Annotated in this window: 17 protein-coding genes; 13 read left to right on the top strand and 4 right to left on the bottom strand. The window is 70.3% G+C overall.

Annotated features, from left to right (window positions below):
* Nucleotides 1-8 precede the first annotated feature (8 nt).
* From OF850_RS07145 to OF850_RS07120, 6 genes are read left to right on the top strand one after another with little or no spacing between them, the layout of a single operon-like run.
* A complete protein-coding gene (locus OF850_RS07145; RefSeq protein WP_301589288.1) occupies nucleotides 9-1,061 on the top strand; it encodes an AI-2E family transporter in 1,053 nt (350 codons plus the stop codon).
* Nucleotides 1,062-1,116: 55 nt separating this feature from the next.
* Nucleotides 1,117-2,700 (top strand): ABC transporter substrate-binding protein, encoded by a 1,584-nt coding sequence (locus OF850_RS07140; protein ID WP_301589287.1) that lies wholly within the window; start codon nucleotides 1,117-1,119, stop codon nucleotides 2,698-2,700.
* An 8-nt stretch (nucleotides 2,701-2,708) separates the two neighbouring features.
* On the top strand, nucleotides 2,709-3,689 hold the full coding sequence (locus OF850_RS07135; protein WP_301589286.1) for an ABC transporter permease: 981 nt from the start codon (nucleotides 2,709-2,711) through the stop codon (nucleotides 3,687-3,689).
* Nucleotide 3,690: 1 nt separating this feature from the next.
* On the top strand, nucleotides 3,691-4,593 hold the full coding sequence (locus OF850_RS07130) for an ABC transporter permease (protein ID WP_301589285.1): 903 nt from the start codon (nucleotides 3,691-3,693) through the stop codon (nucleotides 4,591-4,593).
* Nucleotide 4,594: 1 nt separating this feature from the next.
* Nucleotides 4,595-5,590 (top strand): ABC transporter ATP-binding protein, encoded by a 996-nt coding sequence (locus tag OF850_RS07125; RefSeq protein ID WP_301589284.1) that lies wholly within the window; start codon nucleotides 4,595-4,597, stop codon nucleotides 5,588-5,590.
* Nucleotides 5,583-6,623 carry an ABC transporter ATP-binding protein gene (locus tag OF850_RS07120; RefSeq protein ID WP_301589283.1) on the top strand — a complete coding sequence of 347 codons (1,041 nt, stop codon included), beginning with the start codon at nucleotides 5,583-5,585 and terminating at the stop codon, nucleotides 6,621-6,623. Before OF850_RS07125 ends, OF850_RS07120 begins: the two co-directional genes overlap by 8 nt.
* Here OF850_RS07120 and fahA read toward each other — a convergent pair.
* The 4 genes from fahA to OF850_RS07100 all read right to left on the bottom strand — a co-directional run bounded on the left by fahA (nucleotide 6,604) and on the right by OF850_RS07100 (nucleotide 11,728).
* Complete coding sequence (gene fahA, locus OF850_RS07115; protein WP_301589282.1) at nucleotides 6,604-7,848, bottom strand: fumarylacetoacetase; 1,245 nt, start codon at nucleotides 7,846-7,848, stop codon at nucleotides 6,604-6,606. The genes OF850_RS07120 and fahA overlap by 20 nt on opposite strands.
* Nucleotides 7,848-9,182 (bottom strand): homogentisate 1,2-dioxygenase, encoded by a 1,335-nt coding sequence (hmgA, locus tag OF850_RS07110; RefSeq protein WP_301589281.1) that lies wholly within the window; start codon nucleotides 9,180-9,182, stop codon nucleotides 7,848-7,850. The genes fahA and hmgA overlap by 1 nt, the downstream gene beginning before the upstream one ends.
* A 4-nt stretch (nucleotides 9,183-9,186) precedes the next feature.
* Nucleotides 9,187-10,362, bottom strand: coding sequence for an acetyl-CoA acetyltransferase (locus OF850_RS07105; protein WP_301589280.1), 1,176 nt, complete (start codon nucleotides 10,360-10,362; stop codon nucleotides 9,187-9,189).
* 220 nt (nucleotides 10,363-10,582) lie between these two features.
* Nucleotides 10,583-11,728 carry a bifunctional 2-C-methyl-D-erythritol 4-phosphate cytidylyltransferase/2-C-methyl-D-erythritol 2,4-cyclodiphosphate synthase gene (locus tag OF850_RS07100; RefSeq protein WP_301589279.1) on the bottom strand — a complete coding sequence of 382 codons (1,146 nt, stop codon included), beginning with the start codon at nucleotides 11,726-11,728 and terminating at the stop codon, nucleotides 10,583-10,585.
* Between the two features lie 103 nt (nucleotides 11,729-11,831).
* Between OF850_RS07100 and dusB the strand changes: the two genes are divergently transcribed.
* From dusB to OF850_RS07065, 7 genes are read left to right on the top strand one after another with little or no spacing between them, the layout of a single operon-like run.
* On the top strand, nucleotides 11,832-12,884 hold the full coding sequence (dusB, locus tag OF850_RS07095; protein WP_301589438.1) for a tRNA dihydrouridine synthase DusB: 1,053 nt from the start codon (nucleotides 11,832-11,834) through the stop codon (nucleotides 12,882-12,884).
* Nucleotides 12,884-14,047: a two-component system sensor histidine kinase NtrB gene (locus OF850_RS07090; protein WP_301589277.1), complete on the top strand. Its 1,164-nt coding sequence runs from the start codon at nucleotides 12,884-12,886 to the stop codon at nucleotides 14,045-14,047. Before dusB ends, OF850_RS07090 begins: the two co-directional genes overlap by 1 nt.
* Complete coding sequence (gene ntrC, locus OF850_RS07085; RefSeq protein ID WP_301589274.1) at nucleotides 14,044-15,486, top strand: nitrogen regulation protein NR(I); 1,443 nt, start codon at nucleotides 14,044-14,046, stop codon at nucleotides 15,484-15,486. Before OF850_RS07090 ends, ntrC begins: the two co-directional genes overlap by 4 nt.
* Nucleotides 15,483-17,717 carry a sensor histidine kinase NtrY-like gene (locus tag OF850_RS07080; RefSeq protein ID WP_301589273.1) on the top strand — a complete coding sequence of 745 codons (2,235 nt, stop codon included), beginning with the start codon at nucleotides 15,483-15,485 and terminating at the stop codon, nucleotides 17,715-17,717. Before ntrC ends, OF850_RS07080 begins: the two co-directional genes overlap by 4 nt.
* Complete coding sequence (gene ntrX / locus OF850_RS07075) at nucleotides 17,707-19,101, top strand: nitrogen assimilation response regulator NtrX (protein ID WP_301589272.1); 1,395 nt, start codon at nucleotides 17,707-17,709, stop codon at nucleotides 19,099-19,101. Before OF850_RS07080 ends, ntrX begins: the two co-directional genes overlap by 11 nt.
* Nucleotides 19,101-19,973, top strand: coding sequence for a D-amino-acid transaminase (locus OF850_RS07070; RefSeq protein WP_301589271.1), 873 nt, complete (start codon nucleotides 19,101-19,103; stop codon nucleotides 19,971-19,973). Before ntrX ends, OF850_RS07070 begins: the two co-directional genes overlap by 1 nt.
* Nucleotides 19,963-20,631, top strand: coding sequence for an HAD family hydrolase (locus OF850_RS07065; protein ID WP_301589270.1), 669 nt, complete (start codon nucleotides 19,963-19,965; stop codon nucleotides 20,629-20,631). The genes OF850_RS07070 and OF850_RS07065 overlap by 11 nt, the downstream gene beginning before the upstream one ends.
* The last annotated feature ends 19 nt before the right edge of the window (nucleotides 20,632-20,650 follow it).

The raw sequence follows: 20,650 nt of genomic DNA, 5'->3' as shown, positions 1-20,650 counted from the left end.
GGGCAGGGATGCGGGACGAGCAGATCGCAAGGATCATCGGGCTGGCGGCGGCGGCCGCCCTGGCCGCGGCATGCTTCCTGGTCCTCCGGCCCTTCATCTCCGCCCTGCTCTGGGCGGTGATCCTGGCCTTCGTCACCTGGCCGGCCTACCGCTTCCTCACCGACCGCGCCCGGCTGCGGCCGACCGCCGCCGCCCTCGTCATGGTGACGGCCGAGTTCCTGCTGATCGCCGTGCCCATCCTCCTCGCCGCCCCGGTGCGCGGCGAGGACATCGAAGGCATCCGCCGCTGGATCGAGCGGCTGCTGACCGATGGGCCGCCCGACCTGACCCCCTTCCTCCTGGCGATTCCCTTCGTGGGTGCCTGGCTGGCGGAATGGGCGCGGAGCTTCTTCGGCGACATGGGCGGGGTGCTCTCCACCATCGAGCCCTATGCCGGGGCCATCGCGCAGAACGCCCTTTCCGTGCTGCTGGCGGTGCTATCGGGGGTGGCGGAGGTGGTGGTCGCTATCATCCTCACCTTCTTCTTCTACCGGGATGGGCCGGCCATCGCGGCGCGGGCCCTGGCCGTGCTGCGCCGCCTCGCCGGGGAGCGGGCGGACCGGCTCTGGCTGCTGACGGCCAATGTCACGCGGGGGGTGGTCTACGGGCTGCTTGGCACCGCGCTGGCTCAGGGCTTCATGACGGCGATCGGGCTGTGGATCTCGGGGGTTCCGAACCCGGTGCTGCTGGGGGTGATCGCGGCCTGCATCTCCATCCTGCCCGTGGGGGCACCGCTGGTCTGGATCCCCTCCGCCATCTGGCTTTTCGCCACGGGCTCGACCGGCTGGGGCATCTTCCTGACGCTGTACGGGGCACTCGGCATCTCCTCCGTGGACAACGTGATCCGGCCCTGGCTGATCGCCCGCGGCGCCGACCTGCCGCTGCTGCTGACCATCCTGGGTGCCCTGGGCGGGGTGTTCGCCTTCGGATTCCTGGGGCTGTTCCTGGGGCCGGTGGCGCTGGCGCTGGGCTATACCCTGCTCAAGGATTGGGCTTCCAACACGACCGAACCGGGCCTATAGCGGGGAATTCCGAGGCCTGCGGGCCTGCGGGGAGGCCTTCTGGAGAAGAAATCGGATGATCCGACGCCTGTTCCTCGTCGCGGCGGCGATGCTTGCCGTGGCCGGCGCCGCCGAGGCGCGCACGGTGCGCTGGGCCGCGAGCGGCGACCCGAACACCATGGACCCGCACAGCCAGAACGTCGGCACCGTGACCATGATGCTGCAGCAGGTCTATGACGCGCTGATCGGCCGCAACCGGCAGCTTGGGCTGGAGCCGGGCCTCGCCCTGTCCTGGACCCAAGTGGAGCCGACGCGCTGGCGCTTCGTGCTGCGGCAGGGCGTGAAATTCCACGAGGGCGAGGACTTCACCGCCGAGGACGTGGTGTTCAGCATCACCCGCGCCCTGCAGCCCACCAGCAATTTCGGCATCTTCGTGGACACGATCGACCGGGCCGAGGCGGTGGACCGCCACACGGTGGACATCGTCACCAAGTCGCCCGACCCGATCCTGCCCAACAAGCTCGCCAGCGTCTTCATGATGTCGAAGTCCTGGTCGGAGCGGCACAATGCCACCCGCCCGCAGAACACCCGCCAGCGGGAGGAGATGCACACGGTCCGCAGCACCAACGGCACCGGGGCCTATCGCCTCCAGTCGCGGGAGCCGGATGTCCGCACCGTGCTGGTCCGCAACAACGATTGGTGGGGCTGGGCCGACGCGGCGAACAACAACGGCAACGTGACCGAGGTGGTGTTCCGCCCCATCGCCTCCGACGCCACGCGCGTTGCGGCGCTGCTGTCCGGCGAGATCGACTTCGTGATGGACCCGCCGCTGCAGGACCTGAACCGCCTGCGCCAGGCGGCCAATACCCGCGTGCTGGAAGGCCCCGAGGTCCGCACCCTGTTCATCGCCATGGACACGAGCCGGGACGAGCTGCTGTACAGCGACGTGCGCGGCCGCAACCCGCTGAGCGACGTGCGGGTGCGCCGCGCCCTTTACCAGGCCATCGACATTCAGGCGATCCACCGCACCACCATGCGCGGCCAGAGCGTTGTGACCGGCACCCTCTTCCCCGAGCAGGTGAACGGCTACGTGCGCGAGGAGGATGTGCGCCTCCCCTACGACCAGGCGCGCGCCCGCGCCCTGCTGGCCGAGGCCGGCTACCCGAACGGGTTCGAGATCACGCTCGACTGCTCCAACAACCGCTACATCAACGACGAGCAGATCTGCCAGGCCATCGCCGCGATGTGGACGCGGGTGGGGGTGCGGACGCGGCTCAACTCCATGCCGCTCGCGCCCTTCTTCGCGAAGATCCAGCGCGACGACACCAGCATCTACATGCTGGGCTGGGGTGTGCCGACGCTGGACGCGCTGTATTCCTTCCAGTCCCTGCTGGCGACGCGCAACGGCGCCCAGGGCGACGGGATCTGGAACTACGGCCGCTACAGCAACGGGCAGATGGACGCCCTCATCCAGCGCATGAAGACCGAGACGGGTGATGCGCGGCAGGCCGCGATCCGCGACGCGCTGCGCCTGTACCGTGAGGACGTGCCGCACATCCCGCTGCACCACCAGATGATCCCCTGGGCGATGCGGTCCAACATCTCCACCCCGCACATGGCGAACAACCAGCCCTTCTTCCGCTGGACCACGGTCAACTAAGGAACTCTATGTTCTCCTTCATCGTCTCGCGCCTGCTCCAGGCGCTGCCGGTCATGCTGGTCGTGTCCTTCATCTCCTTCGCCATGTTCGCCTATGTGGGCGACCCGGTGGCGATCATGCTGGGGCAGGACTTCACCGAGGCGCAGCGCCAGGCGCTGGTGCGGGAACTTGGGCTGGACAAGCCTTTCTTCGTCCAGTTCATGACCTTCCTGGGCAATGCCATCCAGGGCGAGTTCGGCCTGTCCTACCGCCTGTCCCGCCCGGTGGCGGAACTGATCGCAGAGCGCGCCCCGGCGACGCTGGAGCTGGCGCTCTGCGCCGCGGTCATCGCCATGGCGGTGGGCGTGCCGATGGGGGTCTATACCGGCCTCTACCGCAATTCCTGGCTGAGCCGCTTCTTCCTGACCTTCTCGCTGATCGGCGTGTCGCTGCCGACCTTCCTGATCGGCATCCTGCTGATCCTCGTCTTCTCCGTCTGGCTCGGCTGGCTGCCCTCCTTCGGGCGTGGCGACGTGGTGCGGCTGGGGTGGTGGAGCACGGGGCTGCTGACCTGGTCCGGGCTCAAGGCGCTGATCCTTCCCGCCATCACGCTGGGGCTGTTCCAGCTGACCCTCATCATGCGCCTCGTCCGCAGCGAGATGATGGAGGTGCTGCGGACCGACTACATCAAGTTCGCCCGCGCCCGCGGCCTGCCCAACCGGGCCGTGCATTTCGGCCATGCGCTGAAGAACACGCTGGTGCCGGTCATCACCATCGCCGGGCTGCAGCTGGGCGCCATCATCGCCTTTGCCATCGTCACCGAGACGGTGTTCCAGTGGCCGGGCATGGGGCTGCTCTTCATCCAGAGCGTGGGCGCGGCGGACATTCCCGTCATGGCGGCCTACCTGATGATGATCGCGGCCGTGTTCGTTTCCATCAACCTGATCGTGGACCTGCTCTACTACGCCGTGGACCCCAGGCTTCGCATCGGACGGGGTCGGGGCCACTGAGATGAAGGCGTTCTTCGATTCTGACCTTTGGTGGTCCTTTACCCGATCGCCGGTCACGATGCTTTCGGCCCTGGTGGCCTTCATCTGCATCGCCGGCGCCGTGCTGGCGCCGGTGCTGGCGCCGCACAACCCCTTCGACCTCGCCTCGCTCCAGCTGATGGACGCGTTCAAGCCCCCCGTCTGGAGCGGGGAGGGCGACGCGACCTATCCGCTCGGCACGGACGACCAGGGGCGGGACATGCTCTCCGCCATCATGTACGGGGCGCGCGTGTCCCTTCTGGTGGGGTTCTGCGCAGTGATCTTCTCCACCACGCTGGGCGTCGTGCTGGGGCTTCTGGCCGGCTACCTGGGCGGGCGGACGGACGCGGTGCTGATGCGCATCGCCGACATCCAGCTGACCTTTCCCTCCATCCTCGTCGCGCTGCTGGTGGACGGCGTCGTCCGCGCCGCCCTGCCGCGCGAGGTGCACGACCAGATCGCGCTCTTTGTCGTGATCTTCGCCATCGGCATCTCCAACTGGCCGCAATTCGCCCGCACCGTGCGCGGCTCGACCCTCGTGGAGCGCAACAAGGAATACGTGCAGGCGGCGCGGGTGATCGGCCTTTCGCCGCTCTCCATCATGCGCTCCCACGTGCTGCCCAACGTCATGTCGCCGGTGCTGGTGATCGCGACCCTCAACCTCGGCTTTGCCATCCTGGCGGAGGCGACCCTATCCTTCCTGGGCGTCGGCGTGCCGCCGACCCAGCCCTCCCTGGGCACCCTCATCCGCATCGGCAATGACTTCCTCTTTTCCGGGGAGTGGTGGATCACCATCTTCCCTGGTGTCGCGCTGATCGTGATGGTGCTGTCGGTCAACCTCCTCGGTGACTGGCTGCGCGACGCCCTCAACCCGAAGCTTCGCTGAGATGTCCCTCCTTCAGGTCCAGAACCTGCGCGTGGAGTTCCCCACGCGCCGCGGCACCCTCGTCGCGCTCGACGACGTGTCCTTCGAGATCGCGCCCGGCGAGGTGCTGGGCGTCGTCGGCGAGTCCGGCGCCGGCAAGTCCATGACCGGCGCCGCCATCATCGGCCTGCTGGAGCCGCCTGGCCGCATCGCGGGCGGGCAGGTCCGGCTGGAAGGGCGGCGCATCGACAACCTCCCCTACGAGGAGCTGAGGCGCATCCGCGGCCGGCAGATCGGCGCCATCTTCCAGGACCCGCTCACCACGCTGAACCCGCTCTACACCGTGGGCGACCAGCTGGCCGAGACCATGACCACCCACCTGCCCATCGGCCCGGCCGAGGCGAAGAAGCGGGCGGTGGAATGGCTGGAGCTGGTTGGCATCCCCGCCGCCGCGCAGCGCGTGGATTCCTACCCGCACGAGTTCTCCGGCGGGATGCGTCAGCGCGTGGTCATCGCGCTCGCCCTTTGCGCCGAGCCCAAGCTGGTGGTGGCGGACGAGCCGACCACGGCGCTCGACGTTTCCATCCAGGCCCAGGTCATCGCGCTGCTGAAGAACCTGGCGCGGGAAAAGGGGACGGCGATGATGCTCGTCACCCACGACATGGGCGTGATTGCCGAGACGGCGGACCGCGTGGCGGTCATGTATGCCGGCCGCATCATCGAGATCGGCGCGGTGCGGGAGGTGGTGAAGAACGCTGCCCACCCCTACAGCGCGGGCCTCATGGGCTCCATCCCGCCCATTTCCCACCGGGTCGAGCGGCTGCAGGCCATCGAGGGCGCGATGCCGCGGCTTTCCGCCATCCCGCCCGGCTGCCCCTACAACCCGCGCTGCCCCTTCGTCTTCGACCGCTGCCGCGTCGAGCGGCCGGAGCTGATGCCGGCCAAGGCGAACCGCGCCGCCTGCTGGCTCTACGCGCCCGAAGAGGCGCAGCGACTTCAGGAGTCCGGCCTTGCCTGAGCCGATCATGCTGGAGCTGCGCGACGCCGCGCGGCATTTCGACGTGTCCCGCCCGCTCCTCCAGCGCGTCATCGCGCGGGAGGAGAAGCGCATCCTGCGCGCGGTGGACGGCGTGTCCTTCCAGGTGCCCAAGGGCACGACGCTGTCGCTGGTCGGCGAGTCCGGCTGCGGCAAGTCCACCGTGGCGCGGCTGGTGGTCGGCCTCTACCAGCCCACGCGGGGCGAGGTATTCTTTGACGGCCTTCCATTGGCCGAGGCGCGCGCCGATCCCACCAAGCGGCAGCGCATGCAGATGATCTTCCAGGACCCCTATGCCAGCCTGAATCCGCGCTGGCGGGTGCTGGACATCGTGGCCGAGCCGCTGCGCGCCTTCGGCCTCGTGAAGGACCGCCGCAAGCAGGTGGAGCGGGTGGGGGAGCTGCTGACCCAGGTCGGGCTTTCCCCGCTGGACGGGCAGAAATTCCCGCACGAATTCTCGGGCGGGCAGCGCCAGCGCATCTCCATCGCCCGCGCGCTCTCCTCTAACCCCGAGTTCCTGGTCTGCGACGAGCCCACCTCCGCCCTCGACGTGTCGGTGCAGGCGCAGATCCTGAACCTGATGCTCGAGCTGCAGAAGCGGCTGAGCCTCACCTACCTGTTCATCTCGCACAACCTCTCCGTGGTGCGGCAGGTGAGCGACCGGGTGGGGGTGATGTACCTGGGCAAGCTGGTGGAGCTCGCGCCGTCCGAGACGCTGTTCCACACGCCGCGCCATCCCTATACGCGCGCGCTGATGGAGGCGATCCCGGACCTTGAGATGACGGGGCGCACCCGCATCCCGGTCGGGGGTGAGGTGCCCTCGCCCATCGCCCCGCCGCCCGGCTGCCCCTTCCATCCGCGCTGCCCGCTGGCCAATGACCGCTGCCGCATCGAGGTGCCGGCCATGATCCCGGCGCGCGGCACGCCGGAGACGCTGGTGGCCTGCCACGCGGTCGAGGAAGGCCGCGACGGCTTCCTCGACGGCAAGCCGCGCCTCACGCCAGAGCCGGCGTAACCCGTCCGACGCAGGGGCCGAAGCCGATGGGAACGGCCCCCTCGCGCCGGGCGCGCGCGGCGAGCACGATCTCGTCGCCATCCTGCAGGAAGGTCCGCGTCTCGCCGCTGGCGAGGGCGAGGGGCTCACGCCCGCCCGAGGTCACTTCCATCAGCGAGGCGTAGCCGCTGCGGTCTGGCCCACTGACGGTGCCGGTGCCAATGAGGTCGCCGGGCTGGAGGTTGCAGCCATTGCTGCTGTGGTGCGCCACCATCTGGGCCGGCGTCCAATACAGATGCCGCGCGTGGCTCAGCGTGATGCGGTGCGGCGCCATTCCCTTCTCGCGCAGGCTGGGCGTGATGAGGAAGGCTTCCAGCTCCAGCGAAAGGGCGCCGCCGCGCTGATCCGCCTCGTCCCACAGATAGGGCAGGGGCTTCGGGTCGCCGGGCTCGCGCGGGTCCTGCGGGGTGCGGAAGGGTTCCAGCGCCTCGGGCGTGATGATCCAGGGGCTGATCGTGGTGCCGAAGCTCTTGCCCAGGAAGGGGCCGAGGGGCTGATACTCCCAGCCCTGGATGTCGCGCGCCGACCAGTCGTTCAGCAGGCAATAGCCGGCGATATGCTCGCTAGCGTGGGCGACGGGGATGGGTTCGCCCATCTCGTTGCCGGGGCCGACCCAGAAGCCGAGTTCCAGCTCGAAATCCAATCGCTCGGCGGGCCCGAAGCTCGGCCCCTCGGGGCGGGCGCGCTGGCCGTTGGGCCGGCGAATCGCGGTGCCGGAGGGCACGACGCTGGAGGCGCGGCCGTGATACCCCACCGGGATGTGCTTGTAGTTCGGCAGCAGCGGGTTGTCCGGCCGGAACAGCCGCCCCGCCGCGACGGCATGGTGGATGCCCACGTAGAAATCCGTGTAGTCGCCGATGCGCGCCGGGAGGTGCATCCGGCAATCCGCCTGACGGTGCAGCCATTCGGGGCGCGGCGTGGCTCCCGAGGCCAGCAGGGCGGAGACGCGCGCCCGCAGCTCCCGCCGCGCCGCCGCACCCTGCGCCAGGAAGTCGTTCAGCGGGACCGGAACCTCCAGCCCGGCGGCGCCGAGGTCCAGGACGAGCTCGCCGATCGCCACCCCTGCGCGCGGCGAACCACCCCGCGGCGAGAACACGCCCAGCGGCAGGTTCTGGATCGGGAAGTCGGCATGGGAGTCCGCTCCCTCCACCCAGGAGCGGAGGGAGGGGTCGTGGGTCTGGTCCATCAGGCTTCCCGGCTTGTGGGGTCGAAGTGGCGGCGCAGCGCGTGGCCGTAATGCTCGTAGCTGCGCTCACGCTGGGGCAGGCCGGCCGCCCAGTCCGTCACGCGCTGGGCGAAGCGCGTCTCGAACATGAAGGCCATGGTGCCCTCCAGCTTATGTGGTTTGAGGTCGGCGCGGCTCGCCCCCTCGAAGGCGTCCACGTCGGGGCCGTGCGGCAGCATCTGGTTGTGCAGGGAGATGCCGCCTGGCTTGAAGCCCTCGGGCTTCGCGTCGTACTGGCCGTAGATCAGCCCCATGAACTCGCTCATCACGTTCATGTGGTACCAGGGCGGGCGGAAGGTGTTCTCCGCCACCAGCCAGCGATCGGGGAAGATCACGAAGTCGATGTTGGCCGTGCCCGGCGTTTCCGAGGGCGCGGTGAGCACGGTGAAGATGCTCGGATCCGCGTGGTCGAAGAGCAGCGGCCCGACCGGCGAGAAGCGGCGGAGGTCGTATTTGTAGGGCGCGTAGTTGCCGTGCCACGCCACGACGTCGAGCGGGCTCCAGCCGATCTCGGTCTCCCACAGCCTTCCGCCCCACTTCACGACGAGGCGGTGCGGCATCTCCCGGTCCTCGTAATGCGCGACGGGGCACAGGAAGTCGCGCGGATTAGCGAGGCAGTTGGCGCCGATCGGCCCTCGCTCGGGCAGGGTGAAGGCACCGCCGTAATTCTCGCACAGATACCCGCGCGAGGGGCCGTCCACGTCGGCCGCGAACTTCACCCCGCGCGGGATCACCGCGACCTCGCCGGGCGAAAGGTCGATGCGGCCGAACTCGGTGCGGAGCAGCAGCGCGCCGTCCTGCGGCACCAGCAGCATCTCGGCATCGGCGTTCCAGAACACCTCGTCCTCCATGCTCCGGTTGCAGAGCCAGAGCGAGGCCGCCATGCCCGCCATCGCGCCCGCATCGCCGGCGGTGGTGACGGTGTGGATGCCCTGCAGGAAGCTGGCCGCGCCCTCGCGCACCGGCACCGGGGCCCAGCGCATCGGGGCGGGCGGCACGTCCGCGCCTTCGCCGGAGGGGGCGGAGCGCCAGAACCCCGCATCGGCCGGGCGCATCGTGCCCCAGTGCGCGACCGTAGGGCGGATGCGGTAGAGCCAGGAGCGCTCGTTGGAGGTCCGCGGCGCGGTGAAGGGCGAGCCGGAAAGCTGCTCGGCATACAGGCCGTAGGCGCAGCGCTGCGGCGAATTGCGCCCCACCGGCAGGGCGCCCGGCAGGGCTTCGGTCTCGAAGCCGTTGCCGAAGCCCGACATGTAGCGGGCCGTGTCGAGGGCCGCCGGCCGGTGAAGCAGGTTCATGGCATCAGCCCCTTTCGAGGATGCTCACGTAGTTGGCGACGGCGGCGCCGCCCATGTTGAACACGCCCGCCACCTCGGCCTTGGGAAGCTGCATGTCGCCCGCCTCGCCGCACAGCTGCATGGCCGTGAGCACGTGCATGGAGACGCCGGTGGCGCCGATCGGGTGACCCTTGGCCTTCAGCCCGCCCGAGCGGTTGACCGGCAGGCGCCCGTCGCGCTGCGTCCAGCCCTCCAGAGCCGCCCTGGCGCCCTGGCCTTCCGGCACCAGCCCCATCGCCTCGTACTCGATCAGCTCGGCGATGGTGAAGCAGTCATGCACCTCGGCGAAGGACAGGTCCTTCAGCGACAGCTCCGCGTCGTCCAGCGCCCGGCCCCAGGCCTCGCGCGCGCCTTCGAAGCGGACGATGTCGCGGCGGGCGATGGGCAGGAAGTCGTTCACCTGCGCCGTGGCGCGGAACTTCACCGCGCGCCGGGCCGACCCGGCCACGTCCCCCTCTGCGATCACCAGCGCCGCCGCGCCGTCGCTGACCAGCGAGCAGTCGGTGCGCTTCAGCGGGCGCGCGACGAAGGGGTTCTTCTCGCTCTCAGCGCGGCAGAACTCGTAGCCCAGGTCCTTGCGCATCTGCGCGAAGGGATTGTCGACGCCGTTCTTGTGGTTCTTCGCCGCGATGGCGGCCAGCGCGTCGGACTGGTCGCCGTGGCGCTGGAAATACGCCTCGGCGATGCGGGCGAAGACGCCGGCGAAGCCCGCCTCGATCCCCGCCTCGCTCTTCAGGTAGGAGGCGCTGAGCAGGATCTCGCCCACGCGCTGCCCGGGGGTGGCGGTCATCTTCTCCACCCCGACGACCAGGGTGATCCGGCCGCGCTTCGCGCCCAGGAAATCGAGCGCGCCATGGATGGCGGCGGAGCCGGTTGCGCAGGCATTCTCGAAGCGGGTCGCGGGCTTGAAGCGCAGCTCCGGCACGGCCTGGAACACCAGCGAGGAGGGGAAGTCCTGCGGCTGGAACCCGCCGTTGAAGGTGCCGAGGAAGACGGCGTCCACGTCCTCGGGCGCGATGCCCGCATCCTCGATGGCCTGGCGGGCGACGAGGCCGATCAGCGCCTCCGCATCCGGGGCGTCCTCCAGCTTTCCGAAGCGGCTATGCGCCCAGCCGATGATGGCGGCGTCGTGTCGGGCCATGATGTCCTCCTGCGGGTCAGGGGAAGGATATCGTGCGTCCGTGGGGAGAACAAAGGCCGCGGAGGGAGGACCTTGCGGGCAAGGGTATTGAACATCTGGATCCCGCCCCCATCTCGCGGCGGTCAGCGCGTCACATGAACGTTCTGATAGCTTTGCCTTCCTCAACCTTGCCTTAGGGCCGCCCCCGCTTCGCTGGGGCGGCCTTTTTTTCCCGGCCGCGTCAGGCGGGGACCAGTAGGCTCACCGCCGCCTGCGCCGCGATGCCCTCGCCGCGCCCGGTGAAGCCCAGGCGCTCGCTGGTCGTGGCCTTCACGCCGACGCGGCCCTCCTCCACGCCCAGCAGCTCGGCGAGGCGCGCGATCATCGCGGGGGCGTGGGGCGTGATCTTGGGCCGCTCGCAGATCAGGGTGACGTCGGCATTCACCAGCATCCCGCCGCGCGCCGCGATACGGCCGGCCGCGTGGCGCAGGAACCGGGCGCTGTCCGCGTCCTTCCATTGCGCTTCCGAGGGCGGGAAGTGCCGGCCGATATCGCCCTCCGCCAGCGCGCCATAGATGGCGTCGCACAGTGCGTGGATGCCGACATCGGCGTCGGAATGCCCGTCCAGGCCAAGCTCATGCGGGACGGTGATGCCGCACAGGATCAGGGGGCGGCCCGGCACCAAGCGGTGCACGTCGTAGCCCAGCCCCACGCGGGGCAGCAGGGAAGGGGTCATCTGGGCCTCCACGCGGCGCAAATCCTCGGGAAAGGTGATCTTCACGTTGGACTCATGGCCGGGGACCAGCGCCACCGCCTGCCCGGCCCATTCCAGCAACTGCGCGTCATCCGTCGCCTCGCCCCCCGCCGCGCGATGGGCGGCGAGCAGGGGGGCGAAGCGGAAGCCCTGCGGGGTCTGGGCGCGGAACAGCCCGGCGCGCGGCACCGTCTCGCTCACCCGGCCCTCGGCGCCGCGCTTCAGCGTGTCGCTGACCGGCTGGGCCGGGATGGCACCAGGGTGCGTTTCCAGGGCCGCCACCAACGCCTCGACCGTGCCGGGCGGGACAACCGGGCGTGCTGCGTCGTGAACCAAGACGAGGTCGGGCGGCGATGCCTCCAGCGCCTCCAGCCCGCGCCGCACGCTTTCCTGCCGGGTCGCGCCGCCGGAAACGGGCGGGCGGTGCGGCAGTCCTTCCAGCATGGCGGCGACGCGCGCCTCCTCGCCCGCGGCGCAGACCGGCTGCAGCACCGCCACATGGCCCGAGGCGAGCAGCGCCTCTGCCGCGCAGCGCAGCACCGTGCGCCCGCCCAGGGGGGCGTATTGCTTGGGTTCCGGCGCGCCGAAGCGGCTGCCCTGGCCAGCGGCCAGGAGAAGGGCGGCGATCTGCATGGCGCCGGCTTTAGAACGCCTCCCTTCCCCTGGCCAGGAGGGTGGCGGAGCCCTCGCGCCGGCGTGGACGCGCGACGTCGTTCGGCGTAGATGTGCACAAATGATGGGCACCTCCACCCCAGCCAATCCGCTGCGTCCGATCGACCTCGCCCCGGGGGTGCGGATCGAGACTCCCGTGATCCTCGCGCCCATGTCCGGCGTCACCGACCTGCCCTTCCGCCGCCTGGCGCGCGAATTGGGCACCGGCCTCGTGGTCAGCGAGATGATCGCCAGTACCGCGATGATCCGCGAGAACCGCCAGAGCCTGAAGATGGCCGAGGTCGAGGGCTTCGGCGCGCCTTCTTCTGTGCAGCTGGCGGGCTGCGATCCGGCGGTGATGGCCGATGCCGCGCGCCTCGTGGTGGATCGCGGCGCAGCGATCGTGGACATCAATTTCGGCTGCCCGGTGAAGAAGGTCGCGGTGGGGCAGAGCGCCGGCTCCGCGCTGATGCGCGACGAGCTGCGTGCCGCCGCCATCCTGGAGGCGACGGTGAAGGCCGTGTCCGTCCCGGTGACGCTGAAGATGCGGATGGGCTGGGACCACCAGTCGCTGAACGCGCCGCGCCTCGCAAGGCTTGCCCAGGAATGCGGCATCCGCTTGGTGACGATCCATGGCCGGACGCGGCAGCAGCTCTACACCGGCACGGCGAACTGGGACTTCATCGCGGGGGTGAAGGACGCCGTCTCCATCCCCGTCATCGCCAATGGCGACATCGTTTCGGTGGAGGATGCGGCGGAGGCGCTGCGCCGCTCCCGCGCCGACGGGGTGATGATCGGGCGCGGCTGCTACGGCCGTCCGTGGTTCCCGCGCCAGGTCGCCCGCTTCCTCCAGACCGGGGAGAAGCTGCCCGACCCGACGCTGGAGGAGCAGCTGGACACGCTGCTGTGCCACTACCGCGCCATGCTGGCCCATCACGGAATCGGCACGGGGGTGCGGATGGCGCGCAAGCACATCGCCTGGTACTCGCGCGGCCTGCCCGGCTCCGCTGAGTTTCGCGCGCGGGTCAACACGGTCGAGACGCCGGAAACGGCCGAGGCGCTGATGGAAGGCTTCTACCGCCCCCTGGTCGAGCGCGGCGTCGAGGCCGTGCGCGACTCCTTCCGCGAGGCGGCCTGATGCCCGTCGCTGCCGAGGTCCGGCCGGGGGTGCTCGCCAAGGTGGCAGATCTTGCCCGCCGCGCCAGCGCACCGCCCGAAGCCGCATCCGTGCTCTCCGCGCTGCCGCTGCCCGCCGTGGTGCTCGACGCGGAGGACCGGTTCCGCTTCGCCAACCCGGCAGCGGAGCAGTTCTTCCAGCTTTCGCACACCGGCCTGCAGGGCATGCCGCTCGGCGAGCTGCTGCCGCCGGACAACCGGCTCTTCGCCCTGCTCGGGCAGGTCCGCCGCCTGGAAAGCCCCGTGGCGGACCACGACCTCCTGCTGGAGAGCCCGCGCCTGCACCGCCAGGGGGTCAGCGCCCACGGCGCGCCGCTGGCCGAGCATCCGGGCCATGTCGTGCTGACGCTGCAGGACGGCTCCACCGCCGCCATGCTGGACCGGCAGCTGCATTTCCTGGGCGCGGCGCGCGGCGCGACCGCCATGGCGGCGATGCTGGCGCATGAGGTGAAGAACCCGCTTTCCGGCATTCGCGGCGCGGCCCAGCTGCTGGAGCAGGGCGCCGCCGAGGGTGACCGCGAGCTGTGCCAGCTGATCCAGGAGGAAACGGACCGCATCCGCAACCTCGTGGACCGGATGGAGATGTTCGGCGACCGGCCGATCGAGCCGCGCGCGGTGAACATCCATTCCGTGCTGGACCACGTGAAGCGCGTGGCGCAGTCGGGCTTCGCGGCGCATCTGCGCATCGTCGAGGAATACGACCCCTCGCTGCCCGCCGTGTGGGGCGACCGCGACCAGCTGGTGCAGATCCTCCTGAACCTCGTGAAGAACGCGGCCGAGGCGGTGCACCCGGCCGAGGGCGAGATCCAGCTCCTCACCGCCTATCACCACGGCGTGCGCATCGCCGTGCCCGGCTCCAGCGAGCGTGTCCACCTGCCGCTCACCGTGATCGTGCGCGACAACGGCCCCGGCATCCCCGAGCCGATGCGCGCCACGCTGTTCGAGCCCTTCGTCACCAGCAAGAAATCCGGCCAGGGGCTCGGGCTCGCGCTGGTCGCCAAGCTGGTGAGCAACCATGGCGGGCTGATCGAGTGCGACAGCCGGCCGGGCCGCACCACCTTCCGGCTTTCCCTGCCCGGCGCTCCCGCCGGCGCGACGGTGTCCGAGGACGAGGAAGACGCATGACCGACAGCCGCACCGTCCTGATCGCCGATGACGACCGCGCCATCCGCACCGTGCTGTCCCAGGCGCTGAGCCGCGCCGGGTACCACGTGCGCGCCACCTCCTCCGCCTCCACGCTGTGGCGCTGGGTGGAGGACGGGGAAGGGGACCTCGTCGTCACGGACGTGGTCATGCCCGACGAGAACGGGCTGGACCTGCTGCCGCGGATGAAGCGCGTGCGCCCCGACCTGCGCGTGGTGGTGATGAGCGCGCAGAGCACCTTCACCACGGCGGTTAAGGCGGCCCAGCGCGGCGCCTTCGAATACCTACCCAAGCCCTTCGACCTGAAGGAACTGCTGAGCGTGGTGGAGCGGGCCCTGTCCAGCCCTGCCAGCGCGGCGGCGACGGAGGAGGAGCCGGACACGGACCGCCTGCCTCTGGTTGGCCGCTCGCCCGCGATGCAGGAGATCTACCGGACCGTCGCGCGCCTCACCACGGCCGACCTGACCGTCATGGTCACGGGGGAAAGCGGCACGGGCAAGGAGCTGGTGGCCCGCGCGCTGCACGACTACGGCAAGCGCCGGCAGGGGCCCTTTGTCGCCATCAACATGGCCGCGATCCCGCGCGAACTGATCGAGAGCGAGTTGTTCGGCCATGAGCGCGGCGCCTTCACCGGCGCGCTGACGCGCGGCATCGGCCGGTTCGAGCAGGCGGCGGGCGGCACGCTGTTTTTGGACGAGATCGGCGACATGCCGCCCGAGGCGCAGACCCGCCTGCTGCGCGTGCTCCAGGAAGGCGAGTTCACCACGGTCGGCGGGCGCCAGCCGGTGAAGGCCAATGTCCGCATCGTGGCCGCCACGCATCGCGACCTGCGCGCCTCCATCCGCGCCGGCCTGTTCCGCGAGGATCTGTTCTACCGGCTCAACGTCGTGCCGATCCGCCTGCCGCCGCTGCGCGAGCGGGTGGAGGACATCCCGCTCCTGGCCCGCCACTTCCTCGAGCGCGCCCGCGCCGCCGGCCTGCCGAGCAAGAGCCTGACGCCGGATGCGATGGAGCGGCTGAAGCGCCATGCCTGGCCCGGCAACGCCCGCGAACTCGAGAACCTGATGCGCCGCCTCGCCGCCCTGTATTCGCAGGAGGTGATCGGCGAGGAGGCGGTGGCGGCCGAGCTGGCCGAGGCCGAGGCCCCCGCCGAGCCCGGCGCCCCCCGCGCCGCCGAGACGCTGGAACAGGCCGTCGAGCGTCACCTCAAGGGCTTCATGGCCGCGCACAAGGACGGGATGCCGATCCGCGACCTGCATGACCGCGTGATCGCGGAGGTGGAGCGGCCGCTGCTGCGCCTCGCGCTCAGCGCCACGCGCGGCAACCAGATCAAGGCCGCCGCCATGCTCGGGCTGAACCGGAACACGTTGCGGAAGAAGCTGAAGGACCTCGAGTTGCCGGTGGTCCGGGGCCTCGCATGACGGCGAAGCCCCGCGTGCCGCTGCTGCGGCGCGCGGCGGACATGCTGCTCGGCCGGGGGGTCACGCTCGGGCTGGCGATCGGCGCCCTGTTCATGGGCATCGCCACCTTCGTGCTGCTTTCCGACGGCTCGCCCCTCGGCCCGACGCGTCCGGGGCAGATCGTGGGCATCGTCCTCGTCAACCTGGCCGTCATCCTGCTGCTGGTCGCCTCCTTGGCCGGGCGGCTGGTGCGGGTCTGGGTGGAAAGGCGACGCGGCGCGGCGGGCTCGCGGCTGCACACGCGGCTGGTGCTGCTCTTCTCCGTGGTCGCGGTGGTGCCGGCGCTGCTGCTGGGCGGCTTCGCGGCGCTGTTCTTCAACCTGGGCATCCAGGCCTGGTTCTCCGACCGGGTGCGGACGGCGCTGGAGGCCTCGCTCTCCGCCTCGCGCGCCTATCTGGAGGAGCACCAGAACAACATCCGCGCCGACGCGCTGGCCATGGCGAACGACCTGAACCGGGCGACGGTGCTGCTGCCCGACCAGTCCCTCGCCTTCGCGCGGGTGGTGGCGACCCAGGCCGGCATTCGCGGCCTTACCGAGGCGGTGGTGTTCGAGCCCATCCTGGGCCGCGTCGTCGCCCATGCGGGCATGAGCGCGAATTTCGTCCTCCAGCCGCCCCCGACCTGGGCGATCGAGACGGCGCAGGGCGGCGACGTCGCGGTGGTGACGGGCGACGAGGAGGGGCGGGTGCGGGCCGTCGTCGCGCTCACCGCTTCCTCCGGGCTGATGATGATGATCGGCCGGCCGGTGGATGCCTCCGTGCTGGAGCACATGCAGCGCACGGAAGCGGCGGTGACCGCCTACCAGGCGCTGGACCGCAACCGGGAAGGCCTTCAGGTCACCTTCGTGATGATCTTCGCCATCGGCGCGCTGCTGGTCCTGCTGGCGGCGGTGCTGATCGGCCTCCTGCTCGCGAACCAGCTGGCGCGCCCCATCTCCCGCCTCATCATGGCCGCGGAGCGGGTGCGCGGCGGCGACCTGACCGTGCGGGTGGAGGAGGGGGATGCGGATGACGAGGTCGGCTCCCTGTCGCGCGCCTTCAACCGCATGACCAACCAGCTGGCCGCCCAGCGCAGCGAGCTGATGGAGGCCTATCGCCAGATCGAGGAGCGGCAGAACTTCACGGAGGCGGTCCTGGGCGGCGTTTCGGCGGGGATCGTCGGGCTGGACCCGGACAAGCGGGTGAACCTGCCCAACCGCTCCGCCTCGCAGCTTCTCGGCCTCGACCTGGAGCAGGAAACCGGCCGCCCGATGGGCGAGGTGGTGCCCGAGTTCGCGCCGCTCCTCGCCGGCAAGGGCGGGACGCAGGAAGTCCGCATCGGCCCGCCGAGCGAGCGCCGCACCCTGCTGGCGCGGCTCTCGCCCGAGCTGGATGGGGCGGGGTTCGTCCTGACCTTCGACGACATTTCCGCCCTGCTGGCAGCGCAGCGCCAGGCGGCCTGGGCCGATGTCGCCCGCCGCATCGCGCACGAGATCAAGAACCCACTCACGCCCATCCAGCTTTCGGCGGAGCGTCTGAAGCGGCGCTACCTCAAGCAGATCCAGGACGACCCGGAAACCTTCAAAGCCTGCACCGACACCATCGTCCGCCAGGTGGGCGACATCGGCCGCATGGTGGACGAGTTCTCGGCCTTCGCGCGCATGCCGCAGCCGGTGATGCGGCAGGAGGAGATCGGGCGGCTGGTGCGGGAGGCGCTGGTGCTGCAGCAGAACGCCCGGCCCGAGATCATCTTCGAAACGTCGCTGCCGGCGCAGGAGGTCCATGTCCTTTGCGACCGCCGCCTGATCAACCAGGCGCTCACCAATCTGTTGCACAACGCGGCGGACTCCATCGCCATGCGCGCCCAGGCCGAGGCATCGGAGGACGGCGCGCCGCCTTCACCCATGGGGCACATCCGCGTCGCGCTGGAAATGGCGCACGGGATGCTGTGCCTTTCGGTGGAGGATGACGGGATCGGGCTGCCGGAAGGGGAGGAGCGGGATCGCTTGACGGAACCCTATGTGACGCACAAGACGAAGGGCACGGGTCTGGGGCTCGCCATCGTGAAGAAGATCATGGAGGACCATGGTGGACGCATCGCCCTGCGCGACGCCCCGCCGGGCCCGGATGGGCGAAGGGGCGCGCGCGCCGAATTGCTGCTGCCTTCCCGCATCACGGAGCCTGGGATGATGGAGCCGGCGAATGGCGCATGACATCCTGATCGTGGATGACGAGCCGGATATCCGCTTGCTCATCGACGGAATCCTGTCCGACGAGGGCTACGAGACGCGGCAGGCGCACAACAGCGACACCGCGCTGGGGCATTTCCGCTCGCGACGCCCCTCCCTGGTCATCCTCGACATTTGGCTGGCCAATTCCCGCCTGGACGGGCTCGGCATCCTGGACGCGATGAACCGGGAGGAGCCGCAGGTCCCCTGCGTCATGATCTCCGGCCACGGGACGATCGAGACGGCGGTGCAGGCGATCCAGAACGGCGCCTACGACTTCATCGAGAAGCCCTTCAAGTCCGACCGGCTGCTGCTGGTCGTGCAGCGCGCCCTGGAAGCGGCGCGGCTGAAGCGCGAGGTGAGCGACCTCCGCCTCCGTGCCGGGTCGGAGATGGAGCTGGTCGGCGGGTCCGCCGCCATGGGTCAGCTTCGCGGCGCCATCGACAAGATCGCGCCGACCAATTCGCGCGTGCTGATCTCTGGCCCTGCCGGCTCGGGCAAGGAAGTGGCGGCGCGGATGCTGCACGCCCGCTCCCGCCGCGCCGACGGCCCCTTCGTCGCGCTGAACTGCGCCACGCTGAACCCCGTCCGCATCGAGGAGGAGCTGTTCGGCGTGGAGCAGTCCGGCGACGCCCCGCGCCGCGCCGGCGTGCTGGAGCGCGCCCATGGCGGCACGCTGCTGCTGGACGAGGTGGCGGACATGCCGCTCGAAACCCAGGGCAAGATCGTCCGTGCCCTTCAGGAGCAGGGCTTCGAGCGCATCGGCGGCGCGACGCGGGTGAAGGTGGATGTGCGCGTCCTCACCACCACCAACCGCGACCTCCAGGCCGAGATCGCGGCCGGACGCTTCCGCGAGGACCTGTTCTACCGCCTTTCCGTCGTGCCGCTGCGCATGCCCGCCCTGCGCGAGCGGCGCGAGGACGTGCCGGCGCTGGCGCGCCACTTCATGACGCGCTCCGCCGAAAGCTCCGGCCTCGCCCGGCGGGAACTGGCGGAGGACACGATCGCCGCGCTGCAGACCTATGACTGGCCGGGCAATGTGCGGCAGCTGCGCAACCTCGTGGACTGGCTGCTGATTATGGCGCCGGGCGAGGCGGGGGCGGCGATCCGGGCCGACGCCCTGCCGCCCGAGATCGTCGGCGCCGCACCGGCCGTCTTGCGACTCGATCGCTCCAGCGAGATCATGACCTTGCCGCTGCGCGAGGCGCGCGAGATGTTCGAGAAGCAGTATCTGGAGGCGCAGCTGATGCGCTTCGGCGGCAACATCAGCCGCACGGCGAATTTCGTGGGCATGGAGCGCAGCGCCCTGCACAGGAAGCTGAAATTCCTCGGAGTGCAGGCCGAGGACCGAGCGGGGGGCAACGCCTGATGTCACGCATCGCCTATGTGAACGGGGCGTATCGCCCGCAGCGCGAAGCCTGCGTGAACATCGAGGACCGGGGCTACCAGTTCGGCGACGGCATCTACGAGGTGGTTCATCTCTACCGCTCCCGCTTCGTGGACGAGGATCTCCACCTCGACCGGCTGGAGCGCTCCCTGCGCGAGATCCGCCTGCCCATGCCGATGCCACGCGTCGCGTTGCGGCAGGTGCTGCACGAGGTGGCGCGGCGCAACCGCATTTCGGAAGGTCTGCTCTACATGCAGGTGACGCGCGGCGTGGCGCGGCGGGAGCACGCCTTTCCGACCGAGCCCGTGCCGCCCGCCCTGGTGGTGACGGTGCGGCGGATCCCGCCCTATCCGCGCGACATCGAGAGCTGGACCACCAAGGCCATCACCCATCCCGACCTGCGCTGGGCGCGCTGCGACATCAAGACCGTGAACCTCCTGCCCAACGTGCTGGCCCGCCAGGCGGCGCGCGAGCAGGGGGCGAGCGAGGCCATCCTGTTCGACGAGGCATCGGGCATGGTGCGCGAGGGGGCCGCGACCTCCTTCTGGATCGTGGACGAGACGGGGCGGCTGCGGACGCGCCAGCTGGACCACGCCATCCTGCCCGGCTGCACCCGCGCCGCGCTGATCCGCGAACTGGACGCCGAGGGCATCGCCTACGAGACGGGCGAGTTCAGCCTCGACGACCTCCGCCGCGCGCGGGAGGCCTTCCTCACTTCCGCCACCTCCTTCGTGAAGCCGATCGTCCAGGTGGACGGGGCGCCCGTGGGGGATGGCGGGGTCGGCCCGGTCACGCGGCAGCTTTTCGCGATCTTCGCCCGGCATGTGCAGGGCGGCGACAACCGTGCGGCCTGAGGTCATCCTCTTCGACTGGGACAACACCTTGGTGGATGGCTGGGCCGCCATCCAGGCCGGGCTGAACGCCGCCTTCCGCGCCTTCGACCTGCCGGAATGGGACCGCGAGACGGTGCTGGCCAATGTCCGCCGGTCGCTCCGCGAATCCTTCCCCGAAATGTTCGGTGCGGAATGGGAGAAGGCGCGCGACATCTTCTACGCCGCCGTGCGCGCCACCCATCTGGAGGTGCTGGCGCCCATGCCCGGCGTGCCCGCCATGCTGGAGGCCGTCGGGACCATCCCGCTGGGGGTGGTGAGCAACAAGCAGGGGCCGCTGCTGCGCGCGGAGGCCGCGCATCTCGGCTGGCGCTTCGGCGCGCTGGTGGGCGCGGGGGATGCGGCGGCGGACAAGCCGGACGCGGCGCCGCTGCTCATGGCCCTCGAAGCGATGGACGCCGCACCGGGACCGAGCGCCTGGTATGTCGGCGATACGGCCCTGGACATGGAGGCCGCGCGCGCGGCAGGCTGCGTCCCCGTGTTGCTAGGCATGGCGGAGCATGATGGTGGCGTGCAAAACTGCGATCCTGTCCTGCATTTCCCGAACGCGGCCGCGCTTGCCACGCATGTGAAGGCGCTGGACAAGGTCGTGCCGACGCCCGACATTCGGGGGGCAGGATAGGCGGGCCGGGTCCGCGGCA

The organism is Sabulicella glaciei, from assembly GCF_026183895.1.
GTDB classification, from domain to species: domain Bacteria; phylum Pseudomonadota; class Alphaproteobacteria; order Acetobacterales; family Acetobacteraceae; genus Roseococcus; species Roseococcus glaciei.
This window is presented reverse-complemented; position numbering and strand designations above follow the sequence as displayed.

What these genes read in the sequence shown, in the direction of transcription:
- fahA (WP_301589282.1), bottom strand. Translation starts at nt 7,848, where the DNA reads ATGGACCAGACCCACGACCCCTCCCTCCGCTCCTGGGTGGAGGGAGCG.
- ntrC (WP_301589274.1), top strand. Translation starts at nt 14,044, where the DNA reads ATGACCGACAGCCGCACCGTCCTGATCGCCGATGACGACCGCGCCATC.
- OF850_RS07125 (WP_301589284.1), top strand. Translation starts at nt 4,595, where the DNA reads ATGTCCCTCCTTCAGGTCCAGAACCTGCGCGTGGAGTTCCCCACGCGC.
- OF850_RS07140 (WP_301589287.1), top strand. Translation starts at nt 1,117, where the DNA reads ATGATCCGACGCCTGTTCCTCGTCGCGGCGGCGATGCTTGCCGTGGCC.
- OF850_RS07145 (WP_301589288.1), top strand. Translation starts at nt 9, where the DNA reads ATGCGGGACGAGCAGATCGCAAGGATCATCGGGCTGGCGGCGGCGGCC.
- OF850_RS07070 (WP_301589271.1), top strand. Translation starts at nt 19,101, where the DNA reads ATGTCACGCATCGCCTATGTGAACGGGGCGTATCGCCCGCAGCGCGAA.
- OF850_RS07100 (WP_301589279.1), bottom strand. Translation starts at nt 11,728, where the DNA reads ATGCAGATCGCCGCCCTTCTCCTGGCCGCTGGCCAGGGCAGCCGCTTC.
- dusB (WP_301589438.1), top strand. Translation starts at nt 11,832, where the DNA reads ATGGGCACCTCCACCCCAGCCAATCCGCTGCGTCCGATCGACCTCGCC.
- OF850_RS07105 (WP_301589280.1), bottom strand. Translation starts at nt 10,362, where the DNA reads ATGGCCCGACACGACGCCGCCATCATCGGCTGGGCGCATAGCCGCTTC.
- OF850_RS07130 (WP_301589285.1), top strand. Translation starts at nt 3,691, where the DNA reads ATGAAGGCGTTCTTCGATTCTGACCTTTGGTGGTCCTTTACCCGATCG.
- OF850_RS07135 (WP_301589286.1), top strand. Translation starts at nt 2,709, where the DNA reads ATGTTCTCCTTCATCGTCTCGCGCCTGCTCCAGGCGCTGCCGGTCATG.
- hmgA (WP_301589281.1), bottom strand. Translation starts at nt 9,182, where the DNA reads ATGAACCTGCTTCACCGGCCGGCGGCCCTCGACACGGCCCGCTACATG.
- OF850_RS07090 (WP_301589277.1), top strand. Translation starts at nt 12,884, where the DNA reads ATGCCCGTCGCTGCCGAGGTCCGGCCGGGGGTGCTCGCCAAGGTGGCA.
- ntrX (WP_301589272.1), top strand. Translation starts at nt 17,707, where the DNA reads ATGGCGCATGACATCCTGATCGTGGATGACGAGCCGGATATCCGCTTG.
- OF850_RS07080 (WP_301589273.1), top strand. Translation starts at nt 15,483, where the DNA reads ATGACGGCGAAGCCCCGCGTGCCGCTGCTGCGGCGCGCGGCGGACATG.